21 protein-coding genes are annotated in these 24,083 nt (G+C 68.8%); 5 read left to right on the plus strand and 16 right to left on the minus strand.

The window, feature by feature from the left end:
- Positions 1 to 253 precede the first annotated feature (253 nt).
- Complete coding sequence (locus BAU06_RS00460) at positions 254 to 1,267, plus strand: DSD1 family PLP-dependent enzyme (protein WP_335617500.1); 1,014 nt, start codon at positions 254 to 256, stop codon at positions 1,265 to 1,267.
- An 11-nt stretch (positions 1,268 to 1,278) separates the two neighbouring features.
- Here BAU06_RS00460 and BAU06_RS00465 read toward each other — a convergent pair whose 3' ends face one another.
- The 6 genes from BAU06_RS00465 to BAU06_RS00490 form a co-directional block, all read right to left on the minus strand.
- Positions 1,279 to 2,010 carry an amino acid ABC transporter ATP-binding protein gene (locus BAU06_RS00465; RefSeq protein WP_066342734.1) on the minus strand — a complete coding sequence of 244 codons (732 nt, stop codon included), beginning with the start codon at positions 2,008 to 2,010 and terminating at the stop codon, positions 1,279 to 1,281.
- Positions 1,991 to 2,647, minus strand: a complete 657-nt coding sequence (locus BAU06_RS00470) for an amino acid ABC transporter permease (protein ID WP_066342736.1) — start codon at positions 2,645 to 2,647, stop codon at positions 1,991 to 1,993. The genes BAU06_RS00465 and BAU06_RS00470 overlap by 20 nt, the downstream gene beginning before the upstream one ends.
- Positions 2,644 to 3,312: an amino acid ABC transporter permease gene (locus BAU06_RS00475; protein ID WP_066342739.1), complete on the minus strand. Its 669-nt coding sequence runs from the start codon at positions 3,310 to 3,312 to the stop codon at positions 2,644 to 2,646. The genes BAU06_RS00470 and BAU06_RS00475 overlap by 4 nt, the downstream gene beginning before the upstream one ends.
- A gap of 6 nt (positions 3,313 to 3,318) precedes the next feature.
- Positions 3,319 to 4,101: a transporter substrate-binding domain-containing protein gene (locus tag BAU06_RS00480; RefSeq protein WP_066342749.1), complete on the minus strand. Its 783-nt coding sequence runs from the start codon at positions 4,099 to 4,101 to the stop codon at positions 3,319 to 3,321.
- A gap of 300 nt (positions 4,102 to 4,401) precedes the next feature.
- Positions 4,402 to 5,418 carry a methyl-accepting chemotaxis protein gene (locus BAU06_RS27240; RefSeq protein ID WP_066342751.1) on the minus strand — a complete coding sequence of 339 codons (1,017 nt, stop codon included), beginning with the start codon at positions 5,416 to 5,418 and terminating at the stop codon, positions 4,402 to 4,404.
- Between the two features lie 350 nt (positions 5,419 to 5,768).
- Positions 5,769 to 6,455, minus strand: coding sequence for a GntR family transcriptional regulator (locus BAU06_RS00490; RefSeq protein WP_066342753.1), 687 nt, complete (start codon positions 6,453 to 6,455; stop codon positions 5,769 to 5,771).
- A 106-nt stretch (positions 6,456 to 6,561) separates the two neighbouring features.
- Between BAU06_RS00490 and BAU06_RS00495 the strand changes: the two genes are divergently transcribed.
- Positions 6,562 to 7,848, plus strand: coding sequence for a M20/M25/M40 family metallo-hydrolase (locus BAU06_RS00495; protein WP_066342755.1), 1,287 nt, complete (start codon positions 6,562 to 6,564; stop codon positions 7,846 to 7,848).
- Here the strand turns inward: BAU06_RS00495 and BAU06_RS00500 are convergent.
- Positions 7,845 to 9,122 carry an allantoate amidohydrolase gene (locus BAU06_RS00500; protein ID WP_066357594.1) on the minus strand — a complete coding sequence of 426 codons (1,278 nt, stop codon included), beginning with the start codon at positions 9,120 to 9,122 and terminating at the stop codon, positions 7,845 to 7,847. The genes BAU06_RS00495 and BAU06_RS00500 overlap by 4 nt on opposite strands.
- Positions 9,123 to 9,513: 391 nt before the next feature.
- Between BAU06_RS00500 and BAU06_RS00505 the strand changes: the two genes are divergently transcribed.
- Entirely contained in the window at positions 9,514 to 10,704 is a 1,191-nt protein-coding gene (locus BAU06_RS00505; RefSeq protein ID WP_066342758.1) for an acetylornithine transaminase, read from the plus strand.
- Positions 10,705 to 10,768: 64 nt separating this feature from the next.
- On the opposite strand, the gene BAU06_RS00510 is transcribed toward BAU06_RS00505, so the two are convergent.
- The 5 genes from BAU06_RS00510 to BAU06_RS00530 all read right to left on the minus strand — a co-directional run bounded on the left by BAU06_RS00510 (position 10,769) and on the right by BAU06_RS00530 (position 17,585).
- On the minus strand, positions 10,769 to 12,793 hold the full coding sequence (locus BAU06_RS00510; protein ID WP_066342773.1) for an acetyl-CoA carboxylase biotin carboxylase subunit: 2,025 nt from the start codon (positions 12,791 to 12,793) through the stop codon (positions 10,769 to 10,771).
- A gap of 24 nt (positions 12,794 to 12,817) precedes the next feature.
- Positions 12,818 to 14,425 carry a carboxyl transferase domain-containing protein gene (locus tag BAU06_RS00515; RefSeq protein ID WP_066342776.1) on the minus strand — a complete coding sequence of 536 codons (1,608 nt, stop codon included), beginning with the start codon at positions 14,423 to 14,425 and terminating at the stop codon, positions 12,818 to 12,820.
- Positions 14,426 to 14,439: 14 nt separating this feature from the next.
- Positions 14,440 to 15,621 carry an acetyl-CoA C-acyltransferase gene (locus tag BAU06_RS00520; protein ID WP_066342779.1) on the minus strand — a complete coding sequence of 394 codons (1,182 nt, stop codon included), beginning with the start codon at positions 15,619 to 15,621 and terminating at the stop codon, positions 14,440 to 14,442.
- Positions 15,622 to 15,742: 121 nt separating this feature from the next.
- The gene (locus tag BAU06_RS00525) at positions 15,743 to 16,921 is read right to left on the minus strand and encodes an isovaleryl-CoA dehydrogenase (RefSeq protein WP_066342782.1); all 1,179 of its coding nucleotides are present in this window, start codon (positions 16,919 to 16,921) and stop codon (positions 15,743 to 15,745) included.
- A 280-nt stretch (positions 16,922 to 17,201) separates the two neighbouring features.
- Complete coding sequence (locus BAU06_RS00530) at positions 17,202 to 17,585, minus strand: MerR family transcriptional regulator (RefSeq protein ID WP_066342788.1); 384 nt, start codon at positions 17,583 to 17,585, stop codon at positions 17,202 to 17,204.
- A gap of 70 nt (positions 17,586 to 17,655) precedes the next feature.
- Between BAU06_RS00530 and BAU06_RS00535 the strand changes: the two genes are divergently transcribed.
- Positions 17,656 to 18,726 (plus strand): MBL fold metallo-hydrolase, encoded by a 1,071-nt coding sequence (locus tag BAU06_RS00535; protein ID WP_066357596.1) that lies wholly within the window; start codon positions 17,656 to 17,658, stop codon positions 18,724 to 18,726.
- Positions 18,727 to 18,775: 49 nt separating this feature from the next.
- Here BAU06_RS00535 and BAU06_RS00540 read toward each other — a convergent pair whose 3' ends face one another.
- A complete protein-coding gene (locus BAU06_RS00540; protein ID WP_066342790.1) occupies positions 18,776 to 19,402 on the minus strand; it encodes a LysE family translocator in 627 nt (208 codons plus the stop codon).
- 63 nt (positions 19,403 to 19,465) lie between these two features.
- On the opposite strand from BAU06_RS00540, the gene metC reads away from it, so the two are divergent.
- Complete coding sequence (gene metC, locus BAU06_RS00545; protein WP_066342793.1) at positions 19,466 to 20,662, plus strand: cystathionine beta-lyase; 1,197 nt, start codon at positions 19,466 to 19,468, stop codon at positions 20,660 to 20,662.
- A gap of 162 nt (positions 20,663 to 20,824) precedes the next feature.
- Here the strand turns inward: metC and BAU06_RS00550 are convergent, their stop codons facing one another.
- The 3 genes from BAU06_RS00550 to argS form a co-directional block, all read right to left on the minus strand.
- Positions 20,825 to 21,469 carry a thiol:disulfide interchange protein DsbA/DsbL gene (locus BAU06_RS00550; protein WP_066357598.1) on the minus strand — a complete coding sequence of 215 codons (645 nt, stop codon included), beginning with the start codon at positions 21,467 to 21,469 and terminating at the stop codon, positions 20,825 to 20,827.
- A 137-nt stretch (positions 21,470 to 21,606) separates the two neighbouring features.
- Positions 21,607 to 22,350 carry an SPOR domain-containing protein gene (locus BAU06_RS00555; RefSeq protein WP_066342796.1) on the minus strand — a complete coding sequence of 248 codons (744 nt, stop codon included), beginning with the start codon at positions 22,348 to 22,350 and terminating at the stop codon, positions 21,607 to 21,609.
- A gap of 6 nt (positions 22,351 to 22,356) precedes the next feature.
- Positions 22,357 to 24,042 carry an arginine--tRNA ligase gene (gene argS / locus BAU06_RS00560; RefSeq protein ID WP_066342799.1) on the minus strand — a complete coding sequence of 562 codons (1,686 nt, stop codon included), beginning with the start codon at positions 24,040 to 24,042 and terminating at the stop codon, positions 22,357 to 22,359.
- Between the last annotated feature and the right edge of the window lie 41 nt (positions 24,043 to 24,083).

The following is a 24,083-nucleotide window of genomic DNA, read 5'->3' on the forward strand; positions in this document are numbered from 1 at the left end:
GCGCCGTTATGGTGCATGCCGTTCAGGCTGAAGTCAGGCGCAAGGGCCGCGGCAGTGGCCGCGCGAGGGGCGATACGCCGGTCAAGCCGGCATAAAGGAGAGCTTTTTGGAGAATACCGAATTGGACGTGACGGGGGACGGCATCCCCTTGCCGGAGCTGCCCGCGCCGGCGCGGATCGGGGACGCGCTGGACCAGGTGGACACGCCTTGCCTGGTGCTCGACCTGGACGCCTTCGAGCACAATCTGCGCAGCATGCAGGACTGGGCCGACCGCTGGGATGTCGCGCTGCGTCCACATGCCAAGGCGCACAAGTGCCCGGAGGTCGCGCTGCGCCAGGCGGCGGCGGGCGCGCGCGGCATATGCGTGCAGAAGGTCAGCGAGGCGCTGCCCTTCGTTGCCGCCGGAATACGGGATATCCACATTAGCAACGAGGTCGTCGGCGCCGCCAAGCTGGACCTGTTGGCCGCGCTGGCCCGGCAGGCCAGGATCAGCGTCTGCGTGGACCACGTGGACAATGTCGCGGACCTGTCGCGCGCCGCATCCCGGCATGGCGCGCGCATCGATGTGCTCGTGGAGCTGGACGTTGGCCAGGGCCGATGCGGTGTCTCCTCGCCGACCGCGGCGCTGGAGCTGGCCCGGCGCATCGAAAGCCTGCCGGGCCTGCGCTTCGCCGGCCTGCAGGCGTACCACGGTTCGCTGCAACACCGGCGCGGCCATGCCGAGCGCGCCGCCGCCTGCCGCGAGACGGCCGCGCGCGCCAAGGAGTGCGCGCGCATCCTGGCCGAGCATGACTACGCCTGCCCCATCGTCACCGGGTCCGGCACGGGCACGGCGGAATTCGACGCGCCGGGCGGCGTCTACACCGAGCTGCAGGCCGGCACCTATGCCTTCATGGACGGCGACTACGGCGACAACGAGTGGGCCGGCGAACTGCGCCTGCGCAACAGCCTGTTCCTGCTCAGCACGGTGATGAGCACGCCGTCGGCCGATCGCATCGTGCTCGATGCGGGATTGAAGTCCACCACGATCGAATGCGGACTGCCCCGCCTGTACCGGCAGCCCGGGCTCAGCTACGTGGCGGCCAACGACGAGCACGGCGTGGTGCGGGTGGCGGCGGGCACCGCCACGCCGGCGCTGGGCAGCAAGCTGCTGCTGGTGCCTTCGCATTGCGATCCCACCATGAATCTGCACGACACGCTGGTGGCGCTGCGGGGCGGGGTGGTGGAAGGCATCTGGCCCATCGCGGCGCGGGGCCTGAGCCGCTGAAGCCCGCCGCGCTAGGCGGCCGCCATGCCCAGGAAATGCCGCAGTTCGGGCGTGCGTGGATTGCCGAAGACGGTTTCCGGGTCGCCGGTTTCATGCACGCGGCCTTCGTGCATGAAGACGACCCGGTCGCAGACTTCGCGGGCGAAGCGCATTTCGTGCGTCACCATCAGCAGCGTCATGCCGTCGGCGGCCAGCTCCCGGACCACGGCCAGGACCTCGTTGACCAGTTCGGGATCGAGGGCGGAGGTGATCTCGTCGCATAGCAGCGCGATGGGCTGCATGGCCAGCGCCCGCGCGATGGCGACGCGCTGCTGCTGGCCACCGGACAATTGGTCCGGCCAGGCGTCGAACTTGTGTCCCAGCCCCACGCGCTCCAGCATCAGCCGCGCCAGCGCCTGCGCTTCGGCCTCCGGCATTTTGCGCGTGACCATGGGCGACAGCATGACATTGCGGCCGGCGGTCAGGTGCGGGAAAAGATTGAACTGCTGGAAGATCATGCCGACCTTCAGCCGCAGCGCGCGCAAGTGCAGGTCGTCGTTCACCATCTGCGCGTCGGCCACCATGATGGAACCGTGGTCTATCGTTTCCAGCCCGTTGATGCAGCGTAGCAGCGTGCTCTTGCCGGACCCGCTCTTGCCGATGATGGCGACGACTTCTCCCGGCTCCACGCGCAGCGTGACGCCTTTCAGCACTTCGTTGGATCCGAAGCGCTTACGTATGTCTTCAAGCGCGATGAGCGGCATGCAGCTTCCTTTCCAGTTTGCGGCTGGCGCGCGACAGGGGCCAGCACAGCACGAAGTAAATAAGCGCCGCCACCGCGTAGACGGTGAAGGGGCTGAAGGTGGCATTGGTGATGATGGTGCTGGCCTTGGACAGCTCCGTGAATCCGATGATGGAGGTCAACGCCGTGCTCTTGACGATCTGCACCGTGAAACCGACGGTGGGCGCCACGGCGATGCGCATGGCCTGCGGCAGGATGACGTGGCGCATCTGCTGGGCGTAGCCCATCGCCAGGCTGGATGAGGCTTCCCACTGGCCGCGCGGGATGGCGTCCACGCAGCCGCGCCAGATCTCGGCCAGGAAGGCGGCCGACCACAGGACGAGCGCCGTGCCGGCGGCCAGCCACGCGGGCACGTCCAGGCCGGCCAGCGCCAGCCCGAAGAAGGCCAGGAACAGCTGCATCAGCAGCGGCGTGCCCTGGAACAGTTCGATATAGGCCCAGGCGATGCGGCGCGGCCAGCGCGACCGCGCCGTCCGCATCATCAGCACGGCCAGTCCCAGGATGGCGCCGCCGGCGAACGCGACGACCGCCAGCACCACGGTCCAGCGCGCCGCCAGCAGCAGGTTGCGCACGATATCCCATAGCGAGAATTCGATCATCGCGCGCTCCTGCCGAAAATGCGTCGCCCCGCCATGCGCAGGATCTGCCGCAGCAGGATGGCCAGCAGCAGGTAAATCGCCGTGGTGACGATGTAGACCTCGAAAGGCCGGAAATTGCGCGACTGGATGAAGTTGGCCGCGAAGGACAGGTCTTCCGCGGCGATCTGCGAGCACACGGCCGAACCCAGCATCACGATCACGATCTGCGAAGCCAGGGCCGGCCAGATGCGCGCCAGGGCCGGCCGCAGCACGACGTGGCGGAATACCTGCATGCGGCTCATGGCCAGGCTCATGCCGGCCTCGTATTGGCCGCGCGGGGTGGCGTCTATGCCGGCGCGTATGATCTCCGTGCTATAGGCGCCCAGGTTGATCGCCATGGCCAGGCAGGCGGCCTGCATCTCGCCCAGTTGCACGCCGATGGACGGCAGGCCGAAGAAGATGAAGAAAAGCTGGATCAGGAAGGGCGTGTTGCGGATCGATTCGACATAGGCCGTGACCGGCAGCCGCGTCCAGCGCGGCCCCTGCGTGCTTGCCCACGCGCAGGCGATGCCGATCGCCACGCCGGCCACCGCGCCCACGGCGATCAGTTCGACGGTCACGGCCAGTCCTCTCAAGAGGACTGGCGCATAGTCGGCGACCGCCAGGAAATCGAAGCGGTAGGCCATGGGCGGCTACAGTCCGGCCGGTACGTCGGTACCCAGCCACTTGCGCGAGATGGCGTTGAGCGAACCGTCCTGTTTCGCTTCCGCCAGGATGGCGTCCAGCCTGGCCTTCAGCGCCGGCTCATTCTTGTTCAAGCCGATGTAGCAGGGCGAGTTCTTGATCAGGAATTTGGTTTCCGGCTTCTTGGGCGGGTTCTTCGCCAGGATGGCGGCGGCCACGACGTTGCCGGTGGCGATCAGCTGCACCTGCCCCGACAGGAAGGCCGAGATCGTGCCATTGTTGTCTTCGTAGCGCTTGATGGTCGCCCCGGAAGGCGCGATCTTGCTCAGTTCGATGTCTTCCACCGCGCCGCGCGTCACGCCTACGGTCTTGCCGTCCAGGTCCTCGGGCTTGGCGGCCTTGATGCTGGCCGGACCGAACACGCCATTGAAAAAGGGCGCATAGGCGACCGAGAAATCGATGACCTTCTCGCGCTCGGCGTTCTTGCCCATGCTGGAGATGACCAGGTCCACCTTGCTGGTCTGCAGATAGGCGATGCGGTTGGCGCTGGTCACCGGGACCAGTTCGACCGTGACGCCCAGGCGGCTGGCGACCAGCTTCGCGGTGTCGATGTCGTAGCCCACCGGTTTCAGGTCCGGGCCCACGGATCCGAACGGCGGGAAATCCTGCGGTACCGCCACGCGGATGACGCCGGCTTTCTGGATGTCCTGCAGCGCGTCGGCGCGCGCGGAGCCCGCGCCCAGCACGGTCGCGGCGGCGCACAGCGCCAGCAAAAGGTGTCTACGGTTCATGGAGTTCTCCGGATGCCGCCCGCGGGCGGGGTCTCTTTGCACACCAAATCGGTATACAAAACTGGTCAATGCAAGATGCATGCCATTGCCCGGCACGGCGACTACAGAGGGGAGACGGACGCGCCGGCCCCGCGCCGGGCGGTGCGACGCACCGCATGGGTGCGCGCGCGCGCCACGCTTGTGCGGCGTGGCGCCGGCCGGGCGCGTGTTGGGAAATTACGTCAGGTGGACAGCGAAGAACGCGCCGCCGGATCCGAGCTGTGCCGCACCGTGCTGGCGCGGCGGCCTCTACGCCGGCCTCTACGCCGGCTTGTCGACTACCACGCCGTGCCACCCCATGCCTGGGTAGGTCTCATAGCCAGGGGTCAGGGCGTAGCCGCACAAGGTATCGCCATCGCGGTAGTAGCCGCTGCCGTCGCCGTCCTGCGCACGGAGTTCGAAGCGGTCCGTGAGCAGGCCCTTGCCGTCGGTGCTGGCGATCACGCGTCCGCGTGCGTCGACGATCATGCAGCGCACCGCCCTGCCCGGCTCCGGCGCGAGGCGCACATTGGCCAATACGCCAGCCGCCTGTTTGCGCCAGTCGAAGAACACCGCCAGCACGCCGGCCGGCGCGCGCCTGCCTTCGCCGCCTTCGTAGACGCCCGCGGCGTAGATGGCCGCCTGGGCACCGCCCAGCGCGGGCACGCATTCGATATCGCAGCTGGCGTATTCCTCCGGTCCGGCGCAGGCCATGGCCTGGCGGAACCAGACGGCGGAGGAAACGTCGCGGTGGACGGCGTCGGGATACGCCTGCGGCCGCCCGTTGCACAGCACGCGTCCGGAAGGATCGACGATCCAGATGTCCAGATAGACCGTATAGGTGTCCAGGATGATGCCCAGGCGTTCGCTGGCGTGGCCTGCCGTGTCCGGGCCCGGTTCGCACAGCGCCTGCCTGACCGCCGTATCGGCGGCCCACCACCGCACATCGCAGGTGCGTTCGTACAGATTGCGGTCTATGGTCTCGATGGCGTTCAGGGCCAGATCGGCCAGGCGCTGGCCCCGGCTGCGGCGCAGTTCATTCGTGACGCTGTCGGCGAGCTCGCGCAATTCGCTTTGCAGCGAGTTCGCCAGGGCTTCGACGCGCTCGGATACCTCGCGTACCCGGCCCGCGACGATGGCGAAGCCGCGCCCGGCCTCGCCGACGTGCGATGCCTCGATGGCGGCATTCAAGCCGAGCAGGCGCGTTTCCAGCGTGATTTCCTTGATGTCGCGGATCTTTCCGCTGGTGATCCGGCCTATCCACTGGGACAGGTCGGCGATGGTCTGCGCTTCTTCCATGGTGCATCCGAACAATGACGGGCGGGCCGGGCACGCGGCGCGGATGCGATGTCCGCGCGGCGGCGACGGCCGGATCCCGGGTGGGGAAACCGGTGGAATGGCGCGACCGGTCACGCGGCGTGGCTGCGCGCGGCCATCCTGCCGCATGCGCGCGCCCGCATAGCCGGAAATACTATGAAAGAAAGTTGTGACAGGATAGAACTTTTTTGCAAAAGCGCCGAGGACATGGCGGAAACGTGGGTCCCGGGAGGGCCGCGGCGCCGGGATGGTGCGGCGTTTGCACGGGTTCGGTGCGCGGGACGGCGGCTGCCGGGCTGGTCGGCCGGCCGGCGCCGCCTTCGTCCGGCCCGTCAGGTCAGCAGGGCCGCGACCAAGTCGCCGTCGCCGTCGGCTTCCGCGGCGAAGTCCAGCCCCTGCTCGACGTGATCCAGGTGCTCCACCATGAGCTTGCAGGCCGTTTCCACATCGCCCTTGCGCGCCGCATCCAGGAAGGCGTGATGTTCGTCCGAGGAACAGGCCGCATCCACGTTGGACTGGTACAGCACGGTGATGATGGCGCTGCGCGCCGATAGCTCGCGCAGCATTTCGGTCAGCACCGAATTGCCGGCCACTTCCGCCAGCAGGATATGGAAGTCGCCCAGCAGGCGGTTGCGCAGCTGCACATCGTTGCCCGCGATTGCCTTGCGCTCCTGCTTCAGGTGCTGCTCGATGCGCTTGTAGTCCGCCGGCCGCGCACGCGCCACGAACTCGCGGGCCATGGCGGTTTCCAGGATGCGTCGCACCGAAAAGATCTCGCGCGCCTCTGCCGCGCTGGGCTTGCTGACGAAAGCGCCCTTGTCCGGCACGGTGCGGATCAGTTTGTCCTTGGACAGCATCAGCAGCGCGGCGCGTATCTTGGTGCGGCTCACGCCATAGGCGCGCGCCAGGGCTTCTTCGCGCAGGCGGGTGCCGGGCGGCAGCCGGTGCGAGACGATGGCCGCGGCGATATCGCGGGCGATGTGCTCGGTGCTGGTGTCGGCGGGGGTCGCTGCGGGCATTGCGCGTGTGCTGGAAGTGGAGTGCCGGGCCGGCGTCGACCGGGGCGGATGGGTAAAGCAAGAGTCTAACCAATTCCAGGCGACAGAGATTGCATACAAAATTTACATGCATTACAGTGCCCGCATGACCGCCCATGCTGCCCTGCTTTCCGCCTTCCTGGACGACCGGCACGCCGACCAGATCGCCTTCCTGCGCGAACTCGTGCGCGTGCCCTCCGACAATCCGCCCGGCGACTGCGCGCCCATCGCGCGGCGCGCGCAAGCCCTGCTGGAAGCGCTGGGATTGCAGGTGGAAGCCTACGAAGTACCGGCCGGGCAGGTGCGGGCGAACGGCATGCGGTCGGCGGTGAACCTGATCGTGCGGCACCGTTTTGCCGCCGAGGGGCCCGTCATCGCCATGAACGCCCATGGCGACGTGGTGCCCCCAGGCGAAGGCTGGACGCGCGATCCCTACGGCGCGGAGATCGAAACCGACCCGCGCCACGGCCCGGTCATGTACGGCCGTGGCGTGGCGGTTTCCAAGTCGGACTTCGCGACCTATACCTGGGCGCTGCTCGCGCTGCGCGAGGCGCAGCGCCAGGGCGCCGCCTATCGCGGCGCGGTCGAGCTGCACTTCACCTTCGACGAGGAAGCCGGTGGCGACATCGGCCCGCGCTGGCTGCTGGAGCAAGGCCATAGCCGGCCCGACTATGCCTTGTCCGCCGGCTTCGGCTACGCCATCACGTCCGCGCACAATGGCTGTCTGCACGTGGAGATCCGCGTGCGGGGCCGGCAAGCGCACGCCGCCATGCCGGAAACCGGCGCCGACGCCCTGGAGGCCGCCACCCACGTGCTGCAGGTGCTGTACGCCTTTCGCGCCGAACTGGCGCGGCGCCGTTCGGCCACGCCGGGCATCGGCTGGCCCACACTGAACGTCGGCCTGATCGAGGGCGGCATCAACACCAACGTCGTGCCCGACCGCGTCGTCTTCCGCGTCGACCGGCGCATGATTCCCGAAGAGGCAGACCTCGATGCCGAGGCCGAGCTGCGCCATGTCGTCGAGACCGCTATCGCCAGCCGGCCGGGATGCGCGGCCGAGCTGCGCCGCATCATGCTGGCGCGGCCACTGACCCAGCTGGCGGGGGCCGAACGTTTGATCGAACCGTTGCGGCGCCACGCGCGGGCGGCGATGGACGCCGAGATTCCCGTGCATGGCGTGCCGCTATATACCGACGCCCGGCATTATTCCGAGCGCGGCATCCCCACGGTGCTGTACGGCGCCGGTCCGCGCACGCTGATCGAGGCCGGCGGCCATAACGCCGACGAAAACCTGCGCCTGGAAGACCTGCGCAAGGCCACCCGGGTGGTGGCGCTGGCGCTGGACGAATTGCTGGACGGCGCGGCGCGGGACTAGGCCTGACGCGCCGGCTGTTCCAGCACCCGCGCCAGGCCCAGCAGGAAGGTCTCGGCGACCTGCCCCGCCAGCTGCACGTCTTCCGAGGTCACGCTTTCCAGCGGGTTGTGGCTGATGCCGCCATTGCCGCAGCGCACGAACAGCATGCTGACGGGCGCCACATTGGCCACCATCATGGCGTCGTGGCCGGCGCCGGACGGCAGCTCATGCACCGGCACGCCGTGCGCGGCGATCGCCGCGGACCACAGCGCCCGCTGGGCCGGCGCGCAGGGCGTGGCGGGAACGCGCATGATCTCCTCCATCGCATGGCGCACGCCGCGCCGGTGGCAGATGGCGGCGATCTCGGCGTCGATATCGGCCAGTGCGGCATCGCGCACCTTGTCGTCCGGGGCACGGACGTCCAGCGAAAGCTGGCAGCATCCGGGGATGACATTGATGGAGCCGTTGGGCACTTCCAGGCGGCCCACGGTGCCTACCAGGCCCTCGGTACGCCCGCAGCGCCGCTCCACCGCCAGGACGATCTCCGCGGCGGCGCAGGCGGCGTCGTGGCGCAGCCCCATGGGCGTGGTACCCGCGTGGCTGGCGCGGCCATGCAGCGTCAACAGGCGCCGCACGCTGCCCGCGATGGCGCTGACCACGCCCACCGCCAGGCCGCGGTCCAGCAGCACCGGGCCCTGCTCGATATGGATTTCGAAATAGTGGACCAGCCCGGCCGGCGGCTCGGCCGGCGCGCCCGCCCGGGCCGGATCGAAGCCGGCCTGGCGCAGCGCCTCGCGCAGCGGCACGCCGTCGGCATCGGCATGGTCGAGCACGCCGGGGTCGAAGCGGCCGACATAGGCCGAGGATCCCAGGAAACTGCCGCCGAAGCGCAGGCCTTCTTCCTCGGCGAAGCCGATCACCTCCAGGTCGAAGGGCAGGCGGCGCCCCTGCGCGTGCAGGTCCGCGACGATGGCGATGGGCAGCAGGATGCCCAGGCGGCCATCGTAGCGGCCGCCGTTGCGGACGGTGTCGTAGTGGCTGCCGGTCGCGACCAGCATGGCGTCGCGCTGGCCCGGCGCCGCGCGGTAGCGGCCGATGACATTGCCCACCGCATCGTGGCGCACTTCGTCGAAACCCGCTTCGCGCATCCAGGTCTCGAGCAGGGCGGCGACCGCGCGATGGGCGGGCGTCATATAGGCGCAGGTCAGGTGTTCCGCGTGATCGGAATGCCGTGCCAGCGCATCGGCCCAACGCAGGACGCGCTCGCCGCGCGCGGGTAAAGCGATAGGGGACATGTCGGGCTCCGCGTAAGGAAGGAATCGATCGGTGGCGCGCCGCGGCGGGATCCGCGTCGGGATCCGGCCCCGCATGGCGCGCCCGAATCCGCATCGCCGCCGTGGCCGCGCCGCGGCGGCAAAGCGCAGATTTAACGCTATTACACAAAATTTGTATACAGAAGCTCGCGGCCGCCTCGCCCCCGCCGGCGCCCGCCGATGCGCAACGGGCGCGCGGCATGCGCTGGCGCCTACGGCCGGCCGGCCGCGCGCTGATGCATTTTTACCGCGCCGCCTCAAATTCCCGGGGCCCGGATCCCTATCGCGTCGCCCGTGGGTGATAAATTTACTCCCTTGCCCGTCGCATACCCCGCGGCCGGCAACTTTTCCCTTCCTTCAACCAGGAACCGCCATGGAATTCAGCCAGTACAACGTCAACACCCTCATGGAGATCACCTCCCGCCCGGACCTCGTGTTCGTGCGAGGCGAGGGATCCTGGCTGGAGGACAACACGGGCAAGCGATACCTGGACTTCATCCAGGGCTGGGCGGTGAACTGCCTGGGCCACGGCGCGCCGGAAATGCTGCGCGCCCTGAACGAGCAAGGGGCGAAGCTGATCAATCCTTCGCCCGCCTACTACAACGAACCGTCCCTGCAGCTGGCGCAGCGCCTGACCAAGGCGTCGGTGTTCGATCGCGTCTTTTTCGCCAACAGCGGCGCGGAGGCCAACGAAGGCGCCATCAAGCTGGCGCGCAAGTGGGGCCGCGTGAACCGCAACGGCGCCTACAAAATCATCACGATGAACCACAGCTTCCATGGCCGCACGCTGGCGACCATGTCGGCCTCGGGCAAGCCCGGCTGGGACAAGATGTTCGCCCCGCAGGTGGACGGCTTTCCCAAGGGCGAATTGAACGACCTGGAATCGGTGCGCAAGCTGATCGACGCGCAGACCGTGGCCGTCATGCTGGAACCCGTGCAGGGCGAAGGCGGCGTCATCCCGGCCACCGTGGAATTCATGCAAGGCCTGCGCAAGCTGGCCGACCAGCACGGCATCCTGCTGATCGTCGATGAAGTGCAGACCGGCATGGGCCGCATCGGCACCATGTTCGGCTACCAGCAGTACGGCATCACGCCGGACATCATGACGCTGGGCAAGGGCATCGGCGGCGGCGTGCCGCTGGCGGCCCTGCTGGCGCGCCAGGATATCAGCGTGTTCTCGCATGGCGAACAAGGCGGCACCTACAACGGCAACCCGCTGATGACGGCCGTGGGCGTGGCGGTGTTCGACGTGCTCAATGCCCCGGGCTTCCTGGATACCGTCCAGGCGCGCGGCCGCCAGCTGTCCGAGGGCCTGCTGAAGCTCTCGGCCAAATGGGGCATGCGCGGCGAGCGCGGCGCCGGCCTGCTGCGCGCACTCGTGATGGATCGCGACGACGGCCCCGCCATCGTCGACGCCGCGCGCAAGCTGGAGCCGCAAGGCATGCTGCTGAACGCGCCGCGCGCCAACCTGCTGCGTTTCATGCCGGCCCTGAACGTGACCGAACAGGAAATCGACCTGATGCTGGAAACGCTGGACGGCGTCATCGCCGCGATGCGCGGCTGATACGCGTTGGTCCAGACGGCGAACGGGCGCCCCGCGGCGCCCGTTCGCCATTCATGGCGCGCGCTTATTTCAGCGCGATCAAGGCCGCACCTTCGGGCACCTGGTCGCCCACCGCGTAGAACACCTCCACCACTTCGCCATCCGCCGCCGCGGCGATGGTGTGCTCCATCTTCATGGCCTCCATGACGAGCAGGGGCTGCCCCTTGCTTACCGTGTCGCCGGCGCGCACATCGATGGAAATGATCTTGCCGGGCATCGGCGCCGTCATGTCGCCGCCGTGTTCGCCATGGGCCTCGCCGGCGTGCGCCAGCGGGTCGTCCAGCAACAGCTGGCAGGCGGCGCCGTCGTGAAAGACATCGGCCGCATCGCCGGACCACGCCACCGTGCCGCGGATCTCGCGGTCGCCCATGACGATCCGCGTTTCCCAGGCTTGCGTACCGCCCTGGCCGGCGGGACTTGCGTCCCACCGCAGCGGCACGGCCGCGTCTTGGTCCACGGCCAGGCGATAGCCGTCGGCCTCGCGCGCCAGTGCCACCGTGCGGCGCGTGTCGCCGTCCAGCCAGGGGATGACGCGCTGGTAGCGGCCATCCAGGCGCCAGCCATCGCGCGCGTCCCAGGGGTCCGCCGGCGGTGGATCCAGGTGCCGCGTGCCGGGCAGGCCTTCGCGCGCCAGCAAGGCGGCCGTGGCCAGCGCCAGCATGGCCGGTGACGCGCCCGCCGCCGGGGGCAGCAGGGTGTCGCGCCGGCGTTCGATCAGGCCGGTGTCCAGGTCCGCGGCGGCGAAGGACTCGTCGCGCATCAGGCGGCCCAGGAAGGCGGTGTTGGTGTGCAGGCCCGCCACGCGGACCTGCGCCAGGGCCTGCGCCATGCGCGCGCGCGCCGCGTCGCGATCGTCGCCCCGTACGATCAGCTTGGCGATCATGGGGTCGTAGTGCGGCGTGATGGCGTCGCCCGCTCGCACGCCGCCGTCCACGCGCACCGCGCCATTGGCGAAGGCGATATGCGGCGGCAGTTCCAGGTACCGGACAGTGCCGATGGACGGCAGGAACCCGGTGTCGGGGTTTTCGGCGTAGATGCGTGCCTCGATGGCGTGGCCGCGCAGCCGCAGGTCCTGCTGCCGCGCCGGCAGGGGCTCGCCGGCCGCCACCCGCAGCTGCCATTCGACCAGGTCCAGGCCGGTGATCATCTCCGTCACCGGGTGCTCGACCTGCAGGCGCGTGTTCATTTCCATGAAGTAGAAGCGGCCATCCGGTTCGGCGATGAACTCCACCGTGCCCGCGCCGACGTAGCCCACGGCGCGCGCGGCCGCCACGGCGGCCTCGCCCATGGCCTGGCGCCGGCCTTCCGTCATGCCCGGCGCGGGTGCTTCCTCGATGACCTTCTGGTGGCGGCGCTGCACCGAGCAGTCGCGCTCGAACAGATAGATGCAATGGCCCTGGCTATCGGCGAACACCTGGATTTCGATGTGGCGGGGCTTTTGCAGGTAGCGCTCGATCAGCACGCGGTCGTCGCCGAAGCTCGACGCGGCCTCGCGCCGGCACGAAGCCAGCGCGTCGGCGAAATCGGCGCTGCCGTGGACGATGCGCATACCCTTGCCGCCGCCGCCGGCGCTGGCCTTGATCAGGACCGGATAGCCGATTTCGTCGGCCTGGCGGCGCAGGAAATCGGCATCCTGGTTGTCGCCGTGGTAGCCCGGCACCAGGGGCACGCCGGCCTTTTCCATCAGCTGCTTGGCGGCGGATTTGCTGCCCATGGCGGCGATGGCGCTGGCCGGCGGACCGACGAAAACCAGCCCGGCGTCCGTCACGCTTTCCGCGAAACCGGGGTTTTCCGACAGGAAGCCATAGCCGGGATGGATGGCCTGCGCACCCGTGGCCCGCGCGGCAGCCAGGATGAGGTCGCCGCGCAGGTAGCTGGCGCGCGGCTCCGCCGGCCCCAGGCGCACGGCGGCGTCGCACGCGGCGACGTGCGCGGATTGCGCATCGGCATCCGAATAGACGGCTACGGTGCGGATGCCCAGGCGGCGGGCGGTCGCGGCCACCCGGCAGGCGATTTCACCGCGATTGGCGATAAGCAGGGTCGAGAACACGCAGGCTCCTGGAAACGGGGCGGACTACATGCGGAACACGCCGAAGCGCGTTTCGGGGATGGGCGCGTTCAAGGCGGCGGACAGGCCCAGGGCCAGCACGCGGCGCGTGTCGGCGGGCGCAATGATGCCGTCGTCCCATAGCCGCGCCGTGGCGTGGTAGGGATGGCCCTCGCGCTCGTATTGCGCGCGGATCGGCGCCTTGAAGGCTTCTTCCTCTTCGGGTGCCCAGCTGCCGCCCTTGGCCTGGATGCCATCGCGCCGTACCGTGGCCAGTACGCTGGCCGCCTGCTCGCCGCCCATGACGGAAATGCGCGCGTTGGGCCACATGAACAGCAGGCGCGGCGAATAGGCGCGCCCGCACATGCCGTAATTGCCGGCGCCGAAAGAACCGCCGATCAGGACGGTGAACTTGGGCACGGCCGCGGTGGCCACCGCGGTGACCATCTTGGCGCCGTGGCGCGCGATGCCTTCGTTCTCGTACTTGCGGCCCACCATGAAACCCGTGATGTTCTGCAGGAATACCAAGGGGATGCGGCGCTGCGCGCACAGTTCGATGAAGTGGGCGCCCTTCTGCGCCGATTCGGAGAACAGAATGCCGTTGTTGGCGACGATGCCGACCGGCATGCCGTGGACGTGCGCGAAGCCGGTGACCAGCGTCGGCCCGTAGCGGGCCTTGAATTCGTCCAGGTCGGAGTCGTCCACGATGCGGGCAATGACTTCCCGCACGTCATAAGGCTTGCGCGTGTCGGCCGGGATGATGCCGTTCAATTCCTGCGGGTCGTGGCGCGGCGGCCGTACGGGCCGCAGGGCCAGCGGACGGGGCTTGACGCGGTTCAGGCGGGCGACCGCGTCGCGCGCCAGGCGCAGGGCATGATGGTCGTCCACCGCCAGGTGGTCGGCCACGCCCGATAGCCGGGTGTGTACGTCGCCGCCGCCCAGGTCTTCCGCGCTGACCTCTTCGCCGGTGGCCGCCTTGACCAGGGGCGGGCCCCCCAGGAAGATCGTGCCCTGGTTGCGCACGATGATGGATTCGTCGCTCATGGCGGGCACGTAGGCGCCGCCCGCGGTGCAGGATCCCATCACCACGGCGATCTGCGCGATGCCGTCGGCCGACATCACGGCCTGGTTGTAGAAGATGCGGCCGAAGTGGTCGCGGTCGGGAAAGACCTCTTCCTGGCGCGGCAGGTTGGCGCCGCCGGAATCCACCAGGTAGATGCAGGGCAGGCGGTTCTGCGCGGCGATCTCCTGCGCGCGCAGATGCTTCTTGACGGTCATGGGGTAGTAGGTGCCGCCCTTGACCGTGGCGTCATTGCAGACGATGACGCACTCCGTGCCGGACACGCGGCCGATGCCGGTGATCAGGCCCGCCGAAGGCGCTTCGTCGTCGTACATGCCGTGCGCGGCCAGGGGCGACAATTCCAGGAAGGGCGTGCCCGGATCGAGCAGGCGCTCGACCCGGTCGCGCGGCAGCAGCTTGCCGCGCGCCACGTGCCGCGCCCGCGCGGCTTCGCCGCCGCCTTGCGCCGCCGTCGCCATCCGCGCCCGCAGGTCGTCCAGCTGGGCCTGCATGGCGCGCGCGTTGTCCTGGAAATCCTGCGCGCGCGGATTGATGCGCGATTCGATGATGGCCATGGCCGGCGCGCGCCTTACAGCATCTCGATGGCCATGGCCACGGCTTCGCCCCCGCCGATGCACAAGGTGGCCACGCCGCGCTTGCGCTCGTTCTTGCGCAGCGCGCCGATCAGCGTCGCCACCAGGCGCGCGCCGGAGGCGCCGATCGGGTGGCCCAGCGCCGTGGCGCCGCCATGCACGTTGACCTTGCTGTGCGGGATGCCGAAGTCCTTCATCACGCCCATCGTTACGACGGCGAAGGCTTCGTTGATTTCGTACAGGTCGACGTCCTCGGCGCGCCAGCCGGTCTTCTTGAACAGGTTCTTCAGCGCGCCGATGGGCGCGGTGGTGAACCACTGCGGTTCCTGCGAGTGCTGCGCATGGCCGACGATGCGCGCCAGCGGGCGCAGGCCGAGCTTTTCCGCGGTGGACTGCCGCATCAGCACCATGGCGGCGGCGCCGTCGGAGATGGATGCCGAGGTCGCGGCGGTGACCGTGCCGTCCTTCTTGAAGGCCGGCTTCAGGGTGGGGATTTTCTCCGGCATCGCCTTGGTCGGGGCTTCATCGGTATCGATGACCGTATCGCCCTTGCGGCCGGCCACGGTGACCGGCGCGATCTCCCACTTGAAGCTGCCGTCCTCGGTGGCGGCGCGGGCGCGGCGCAGCGATTCGGTGGAGAACGCGTCCTGCTGGTCGCGCGTGAACTCGTAGCGCGAGGCGCAGTCTTCCGCGAACACGCCCATGGCGGTACCGCGCTGGTAGGCGTCTTCCAGGCCGTCCAGCGCCATGTGGTCGTACACCGTGGAATGGCCGTAGCGATAGCCCTGGCGGCCCTTCATCAGCAGATAGGGCGCGTTGCTCATGCTTTCCTGGCCGCCGGCCACCACCACCTGCGCCGAACCGGCGGCCAGCAGGTCGTGCCCCAGCATGGCGGCCTTCAGGCCGGATCCGCAGACCTTGTGCACGGTGGTGCAGGACACGCCCAGCGGCAGCCCGGCGCCCAGCGCGGCCTGCCGCGCCGGGGCCTGGCCCTGGCCGGCCTGCAGCACGTTGCCCATCAGGACTTCGTCGACCTGTTCCGGCTTCAGCCCGGCGCGCTCGACGGCGGCCTTGATGACGACGGAACCCAGTTCGTGCGCGGCCAGGCCGGACAGGCTGCCCAGCATGCCGCCCATGGGGGTGCGGGCGACGGAAACGATGACGATGGGATCGGACATGATGGACTCCTGATTCAGCGGGGGCGGCCGGGCCGCCGTGACGGATGCGCCTGGCCGCTGGCCATGGCGCGGGTTGCCGGGGCCTGCCGGCCCCTGCGCGGGCGGGTCTGCCGGCGCGTGTTCATGCGGTTTCGTTGAAGAGTTCCCGGCCGATCAGCATACGGCGGATTTCGCTGGTGCCGGCGCCGATTTCGTACAGCTTGGCGTCGCGCCACAGTCGGCCGGTGGGGAATTCGTTGATATAGCCGTTGCCGCCCAGGATCTGCACGCCTTCGCCCGCCATCCAGGTGGCTTTTTCGGCGGTGTACAGGATCAGGGCCGCGCAATCCTTGCGCACCCGGCGCACATGGCCGGCGCCCAGTTCATCCAGGTTGCGGCCCACGGTGTAGCAGAAGGCGCGGCAGGCCTGCAGGCTGGCGTACATATCGGCCAGCTTGCCCTGGATCAGCTGGAATTCGCCGATGGGCTGGCCGAACTGCTTGCGCTCGTGCACATAGGGCACCACCACGTCCATGACGGCCTGCATGATGCCCAGCGGGCCGCCGGCCAGCACGGCGCGTTCGTAGTCCAGGCCGCTCATCAGCACTTTGACGCCGCCGTCGACTTCGCCCAGCACGTTTTCCTCCGGCACCTCGCAGTCCTGGAAGACCAGTTCGCCGGTATGGCTGCCGCGCATGCCCAGTTTGTCCAGCTTCTGCGCCACGGAAAAGCCGGCATAGCCCTTTTCCACCAGGAAAGCGGTGATGCCGCGCTGCCTGGCTTGCGGATCGGTCTTGGCATAGACGACCAGGGTGTCGGCGTCGGGGCCGTTGGTGATCCACATCTTGCTGCCGTTCAGGACGTAGCGGTCGCCTTTCTTGTCGGCGCGCAGCGTCATGCTGACGACATCCGAACCGGCGCCCGGTTCGCTCATTGCGAGCGCGCCCACGTGTTCGCCGGAGATCAGCTTGGGCAGGTAGCGGCGCTTCTGGGCTTCCGTACCGTTGCGATGGATCTGGTTGACGCACAGATTGGAATGCGCGCCGTAGGAAAGTCCGACCGAGGCGCTCGCCCGCGAGATTTCCTCCATGGCCACCATATGCGCCAGGTAGCCCAGCTGCGCGCCGCCATAGGCTTCGCTGGCCGTCATGCCCAGCACGCCCAGGTCGCCCAGCTTTTTCCAGAGGTCCATGGGGAATTGGTCGCTGCGGTCGATTTCCGCCGCGCGCGGCGCGATCTCGGCCTGGGCGAAGCGGCGCACGCTGTCGCGCAGCATGTCCAGGTCTTCGCCCAGATTGAAACTCAAGCCCGGAATGTCCATGCGTGTCTCCATGAGAGGGGCCGCCAGCACCGCGCGCCGCTTTTTCGCCTGCCGCGCTCATCTTGCACTTTCGGCCTTGCCGGATGCAATGCTGCGGCGCCTATATTACGTTTACGTAAACGTTAGATCAATACGCCTGTCCGGACTCGGAAAGGAGCACTCGGCCGGGCGGACGAGCTGTTCCCGAAGTGTCGGCAGTGCGCCTGCCTGGCGCGTTGGAGAGGCCGCTCGCCTGTTGTCCGAGGCGGGACGGCGCGCCGCCGGCCCGCTTGGGCGGGGCTCAGGCGCCGTTGGCCAGCAGCCGGCGGCATTCGGCTTCCTGGGCCGCGATCTCTTCCAGGGTGTCCTCGATGTCCTGGCGCTGCCGCTCCAGGGTTTCCCGGTGGCGGTTCAGCACGGCCAGGTACTCGCGTAGTTGCTGCGCCGCCGCATCGCCGGGCCCGTCGTACATGTCGATCAGCGCGCGGATCTCGGACAACTGCAGGCCCAGGCGCTTGCCGCGCAGCGCCAGTTTCAAGCGGGTGCGGTCGCGCGCGCTGTAGACCCGGTTGCGGCCTTCGCGCGCGGGGCTGACGATGCCCTGGTCCTCGTAGAACCGGATCGTGCGCGGCGTGATGTCGAACTCGCGGGCGAGTTCGGAGATGGTCCAGGAGGCGGGCGGCATGGCGTTGGCAGCTTACGTAAACGTCAATTATGATGGCCTGAACGCCACCGTCAAGCTGGGAGATGCCGTTATGAACCCGAATGAGCACAAGCTGGAGTACCCCTGGGGCGACAGCCAGCCCGAACCGGGCGTCGCCCGCGAGGTGGCTCCCGGCGTACGGTGGCTGCGCATGCCGCTGCCTTTCGCGCTGGACCACATCAACCTATGGCTGCTGCGCGACGAAATCGACGGCCGCCAAGGCTGGACCGTGGTCGATACCGGCATCAGCCGGGACGAGGTGCGCACCCTATGGGAGCGCATTTTCACGCAGCAGCTCGACGGCCTGCCGGTGCTGCGCGTGCTGGTCACCCACATGCACCCCGACCACGTCGGCCTGGCGGAGTGGATCTGCCGCCGGTGGGACGCGCCGCTGTGGATGACGATGACCGACTACGCCGTGGCCTGCCTGTTTTCGCGCGGGGGCTCGACCTCCAGCGGGGGCGCCGGCGCGGGCGGCGACGACGCGGTGGCGCATTTCGCCCGCCATGGCCTGGTCGATCCGCAGGCGCAGCAGCAGATACGCGAGCGGGCCGGCTATTACCCCAACCTGGTGCCGGCGATGCCGGTCCGGTTCACGCGCATCATGGACGGCGATCGTATCCGCATCGGCGCGCACGAATGGCGCATCATCGTCGGCCATGGACATGCGCCGGAGCACGCGTCGCTGTACTGCGCCGCCTTGAATGTGCTGATCTCGGGCGACATGGTGCTGCCCCGCATCTCGACCAACGTCAGCGTTTTCAACTACGAACCCGAGTCCAATCCCTTGCCGCTGTATCTGCGGTCGCTGGACGGCTACGACGGCCTGCCCGCGGATACCCTGGTGCTGCCCTCGCATGGCCGTCCCTTCAAGGGCCTGCACGAGCGCATCGCCCAGCAGCATGCCCACCATGCCGATCGCCTGGCGGAAGTCGTGGCCGCCTGCGCGCAGCCTTGCAGCGCGTTCGATATCGTGCCGGTACTCTTCAAGCGCAAGCTGGATCTGCACCAGATGACGTTCGCGATGGGCGAGGCGCTGGCGCACCTGCACGCGCTGTATTACGACGGCGTACTGACACGCCGGACCGGCGAGGACGGCATCGTGCGCTTCACCGCGGCCTGAGCCGCGCGGTCCGCGCCGCCGCGCCGGCCGATGCCGCCGCCGCGGCCCCCTAGCGCACCGACGTGGCCAGGCGCAGCGCCAGCCCGGCGAAGACGATCCCGGCGCAGGCATTCAGGATACGGCGCGCGCGCGCCGAGCGTTGCAGCAGCGCGCCGGCCGCGCCGGAGAAAAACGCGATGGCGCCGAACACCAGCAGCGTCGCGAGCATGAACACGCCACCCAGGATGACGATCTGCGACCCGACGGGGCCGGCCGAAGGCGTGGCGAACTGCGGCAGGAAGGCCAGGAAAAACAGCAGCACCTTGGGGTTGGTCAGGTTCATGACGATGCCGCGCAGATAAAGCGCCGAAGCCCTCAGCCGCGGCGGCGCGCTGCCCGCATCGCCGCGTCCGGGTGCGCGGAAAGCCTGCCATGCCAGCCAGGCCAGATAAGCCGCGCCGGCCCACTTCAGCAGCGCGAAAGCCAGTGGCGATGCCGCGAAGACCGCGGCCAATCCCACGGCCACGGCGGCGGTATGTCCCAGCAGGCCCGTGCACAGTCCCAGCACGACCACCAGGCCGGCGGCACGCCCCCACAGCGCGGATTGCATCAGAACGAACAGGTTGTCCGGCCCGGGCGACAGCGCCAGCAGTATCGCGATACCGAAGAAAGTGCTCAGGGTATGGATATCGGGCATGGAAGAAGGCCGCCATCGAAAGTGGCATCATAGGCGAATTCGCAACCCGCCATTCCCCCTTCCATGGCCTCCGATTCCAAGCATCTCGACACGCTGTTGCAGCATACCGGCATCGCCGAATTCGACCCCGCCACCGGCGCCGCGCCGGTGGGGCTGCCGCCGGTGCGCACCAGCACCGTGCGGTTCCAGGACCTGGCCGCGCTGGACGAGGCCGAGCGGCGCAAGGCCGCGGGCGAGCGCGTGGTGGCCTACGGGCGCATGGGCCTGGACACCCATGTCGCGCTCGAGGACGTGTTCAAGCATCTGGAGCGCGGCACGCATTGCTACCTGGCGCCATCCGGCCTGTCGGCCATTACGCTGGCCTTCATGTCGCTGCTGTCGGCGGGCGAGCACGCGCTGGTCGCGGACAACGTCTACGGACCGGTCCATGCGCTGGACCAGGCGGTGCTGGGCCGGCTGGGCATCGAAATCACCTACTTCGCGCCCAACCATGACGACATCGATGCGCTGGTGCGGCCCAACACGCGGCTGCTGTACGTCGAGTCGCCGGGTTCGCTGTTGTTCGAGATGCTCGATATCCCGGCGTTGGCCGCCAAGGCCAGGCAACATGGGCTGGTGCTGGCCAGCGACAACACCTGGGGTTCCGGCTATATCTACCAGCCGCTGGCGCTGGGCGCGCAGGTCTCGGTGGTGGCCGGCACCAAGTACGTGGGCGGCCATTCGGACCTGATGCTGGGCGCGGTGGTCACCAACGACGAGGCGCTGGCACGGCGCATCAACAAGACCCAGTACGCCATGGGATATTCGGTCAGCGCGGACGACGCCTGGCTGGCGCTGCGCGGCGTGCGCACCCTGCCGCTGCGCATGGCCCAGCATGCCCGCAATGCCTTGCAGGTATGCGAGTTCCTGGCCACGCGGCCGGAAGTGGCGCGGCTCTATCACCCGGCCCTGCCTTCCGACCCCGGCCATGCGCTCTGGCGGCGGGATTGCAGCGGCTCCAATGGCATGATGGCCGTGGCACTGCGGCTGCCCGCGGCGCAGGCGCGCGTATTCGTCGATAGCCTGCGGCTGTTCAGCATCGGCTATTCCTGGGGCGGCTTCGAAAGCCTGGTGCAGCTGGTTTCGCTGCAAACGCTGGCGGGCCATCGCTATTGGCAGGGCGACAGCCCGGCCGTGGTGCGGCTGCATATCGGGCTGGAATCGCCGCAGGATCTGATCGACGACCTGCGGCAGGCGCTGGACCGCGCCGGCGCCGCCTAGCCGCGGCGGCCGGCGTCACGCGGCGATCCGGGCAACTGCCGCAAGGCCGCTCCGCACACATTGGCGCGGCAGCCACGCCTGAAAGCAAACGGCCCACGCGCTCGCGCGTAGGCCGTTGTGCCTGTGCCGGCTATCGCGGACAAGGTGCCGCGTGAGGCCGATTTACTTGGCGTTGCGCGCCATCGGGATCAGTTTGTTCACTTCGTCGAGCGCGCCCTGGTAGCTGTTGCCGGCCATGACGGGCGAGGTCAGGTACTTGCCCCCCACCAGGTAGGACGGCGTGCCGTCGATATTGGCCTGCTTGGTCAGCTGAGTCGCGCGTTCCACCTGGGTGGCCACGGAGAACGAATCGAAGATTTCTTCGAACTTCTTGCGGTCCACGCCCTGCGACGCGGCCCACTCGGCCATGGCGGCCTTGGTGAACAGCTGCTTGTGCTCGCTATGGATGGCGGCGAAAACCTTGTCGTTCAGGTCGCCGCGGCCCAGCGTCTGCAAGGTGTAGTAGAGCTGTTGCAGGGGCTTCATGGCGGCGTTGAAGGCGACCGGGACCTGGACCAGCACGACGTCGGCCGGAGCGGTCTTGGACCAGCTTTCCACCATGGGCTGCATCGCGGCGCAGTGCGGGCAGGTGTAGGCGAAGAACTCCATGACCTCGATCTTGCCCTGGTTGTCGCTGGGGATGGGCGGATTGACGACCTGGTAGGCCTGGGAGCCGCCTTGCTGGGCCTGGGCATGGCTGGCGGGCGCGAACAAGGCCGTGGCGGCGAGGGCGGATACCGCCAGCAGGCGGCTGAACAGTTTGGACATGTCGGTCTGGATCCAGTTGAGGTGATGGAATGTGCTGCCGGCGATTACGCCCGGGCGGACCGCGCGGTGGCGCGGCGCGAGCCGGGACGCCAGGACCATAGAGACAGGCGGGGGCGGGGCGAGTTCCGCGCCGCCCGCTACTGGCGTACCACGGCCACTTCGATTTTGTTTTCTCCCAGGCGGGTGCGGGCGCGGTTCATGTCGTCCAGCCGGGCGAAGGGGCCGACCCGCACGCGGTTGATGGGTTTGCCGTTGACTTCGGCGCGCTGTACCGCCACCGGAAGCCCCAGCAGCAGGATGCGGGCTTTCAGGGCCTCGGCGTCGTCGGCGGCGCGGTAGGCGCCCGCCTGCAGGAAGTACTTGCCGCCGGCCTCCTTGGCGGTGTCGCGCGGCGTTGGCGCGGGCCCCGCCGCGGCCGCCGGGGTGGCCGGCTTGGGGGCGGCTTTTTCCGCGGGCTTGTCCGCCGGCTTGTCGGCGGCGCGCGGGGCGGGCTCGGATGCCGCCGGCAGGGTGGCGATCAGCGCGCCCAGGTCGTCGGGCCCCTGGGGACCCGACGCCGGGGTCGACGGGCCCGGCTGGGCGCCGGGCGCGGGCGCCGGCTGGGTGGCCGTGGGGCCGGTAGGCGCGGTGCCCGCCGCGCCGTCGCGGCCGTACAGGCCCACGTTGGGGTCGGGCGCATTGCGCACGTCGGGCAAGGGGTTCTGGTCCGCCTGGCGCGAGGCCCGGTCGACGAAGGGCACCGGGGCGCGCGTGACGTAGAAGGCCACCGCGGCGGCCACGACCAGGCCGATGAGCAGGCCGGTCAGCATGCCGTAGAGCGTGCTGCCCCGTTCGGACGATCGTTTTGCCCTTGCGGGCCGCGCGGGTTTGCGTTTGGCCATGGCAACCTACATGCGCTCGGGCGCGGTAACGCCCAGCAGCGCCAGCCCATTGGCCACCACTTGCCGGGTAGCCGCGGCCAGGCGCAGACGGGCGCGTTTCAGGGCGACATCGTCCACCAGCACGCGTTCGGCGTTGTACCAGGCGTGGAAGTCGGCGGCGCAGTCGCGCAGCCAGAACGCCACGTGGTGCGGCGCCAGTTCCTGGGCGGCCAGCTGGATGACGTTGGGAAACTCGGCCAGCCGCTGCATCAGCGCGAATTCCGTCGGCGCGGTCAGGCGGGCGATGTCCGCGGCGGCGATGTCCTGCGCGGTCTCGCCCGACTGTCCGACCATGGAGCAGATGCGCGCATGCGCATACTGGATGTAATAGACGGGGTTTTCGTCGCTTTGCGACAGCGCCAGGTCGACGTCGAACACGAATTCCGTGTCCGCGCGCCGCTGGATCAGGAAGTAGCGCACCGCGTCGCGCCCCACCCAGTCGATGAGGTCGCGCATGGTGACGTAGCTGCCGGCGCGCTTGGATATCTTGACCTCTTCGCCGCCGCGCATCACCTTGACCATCTTGTGCAGCACGTAGGCCGGATAGTCCTTGGGAATGCCCAGGTCCAGCGCCTGCAGGCCGGCGCGCACGCGCGCCACGGTACCGTGGTGGTCGCTGCCCTGGATATTGACGGCGCGGTGGAAGCCCCGTTCCCATTTGTTGACGTGGTAGGCCACGTCCGGCACGAAGTAGGTATAGCCCCCTTCGCGCTTGCGCATGACGCGGTCCTTGTCGTCGCCGGTGCCGAGTTCCGTGGTGCGCAGCCACAGCGCGCCGTCCTGCTCGTAGGTGTGGCCGCTGGCGACGAGCTTGTCCACGGTCTGTTCGACCCGGCCGCTGGTGTACAGCGAGCTTTCCAGGAAGAAGTTGTCGAACGTCAGGTCGAAGGCCTGCAGGTCGCGGTCCTGCTCGCGGCGCAGGTAGGCCACGGCGAAGCGGCGGATGTCCTCGAGATTGTCGACGTTGCCCGTGGCGACGGTTTCTTCGCCATCGGCGGCGCGCACGGAGGCGCCGGCCATGAAGTCCTTGGCGATGTCGACGATGTATTCGCCCTTGTAGCCGTCTTCCGGCCACTCGGCCGCATCCGGCCCTACGCCCTTGGCGCGAGCCTGGACGCTGATGGCCAGGTTGTGGATCTGGTTGCCCGCGTCGTTGTAGTAGAACTCGCGCGTGACGTCATGGCCGGCGGCATCGTAGAGCCGGCAGATGGCATCGCCCAGCGCGGCCTGGCGCGCATGGCCCACGTGCAGCGGGCCGGTGGGATTGGCGGAGACGAATTCGACCAGTACCTTCTGGCCGTTGCGGGCCGCACGGCCGTAGGCCTGGCCCTGCTGGGCGATGGCGGCCAGGACGGCCTGGCGCGCGTTCGCGGTGATGCGGATGTTGATGAATCCGGGCCCGGCGACTTCCGCCGCTTCCACGATCGGCCGCGCGCGGGCGTCGGCGGCCAGCGCATCGACGATGCCCTGCGCCAGCTCGCGCGGATTGCGCCTGGCCGCCTTGGCGACCTGCATGGCGACATTGGTAGCCACGTCGCCATGGGCGGCGACCTTGGGGCGTTCGAGCAGGATGGTGGGCCGCGCCTCCGGCAGCAGGGTGCCGACGGCGTCTTGCAGCAGGGAGACAAGAAGGTGCTGTTGCTCGGGGAGCATGGGGACTCGGAAAAGACGGGAAAACAGGCGACGGGACGCGG

The sequence above is a fragment of the Bordetella bronchialis genome (genome assembly GCF_001676705.1).
In the GTDB taxonomy this organism is placed as follows: domain Bacteria; phylum Pseudomonadota; class Gammaproteobacteria; order Burkholderiales; family Burkholderiaceae_B; genus Bordetella_C; species Bordetella_C bronchialis.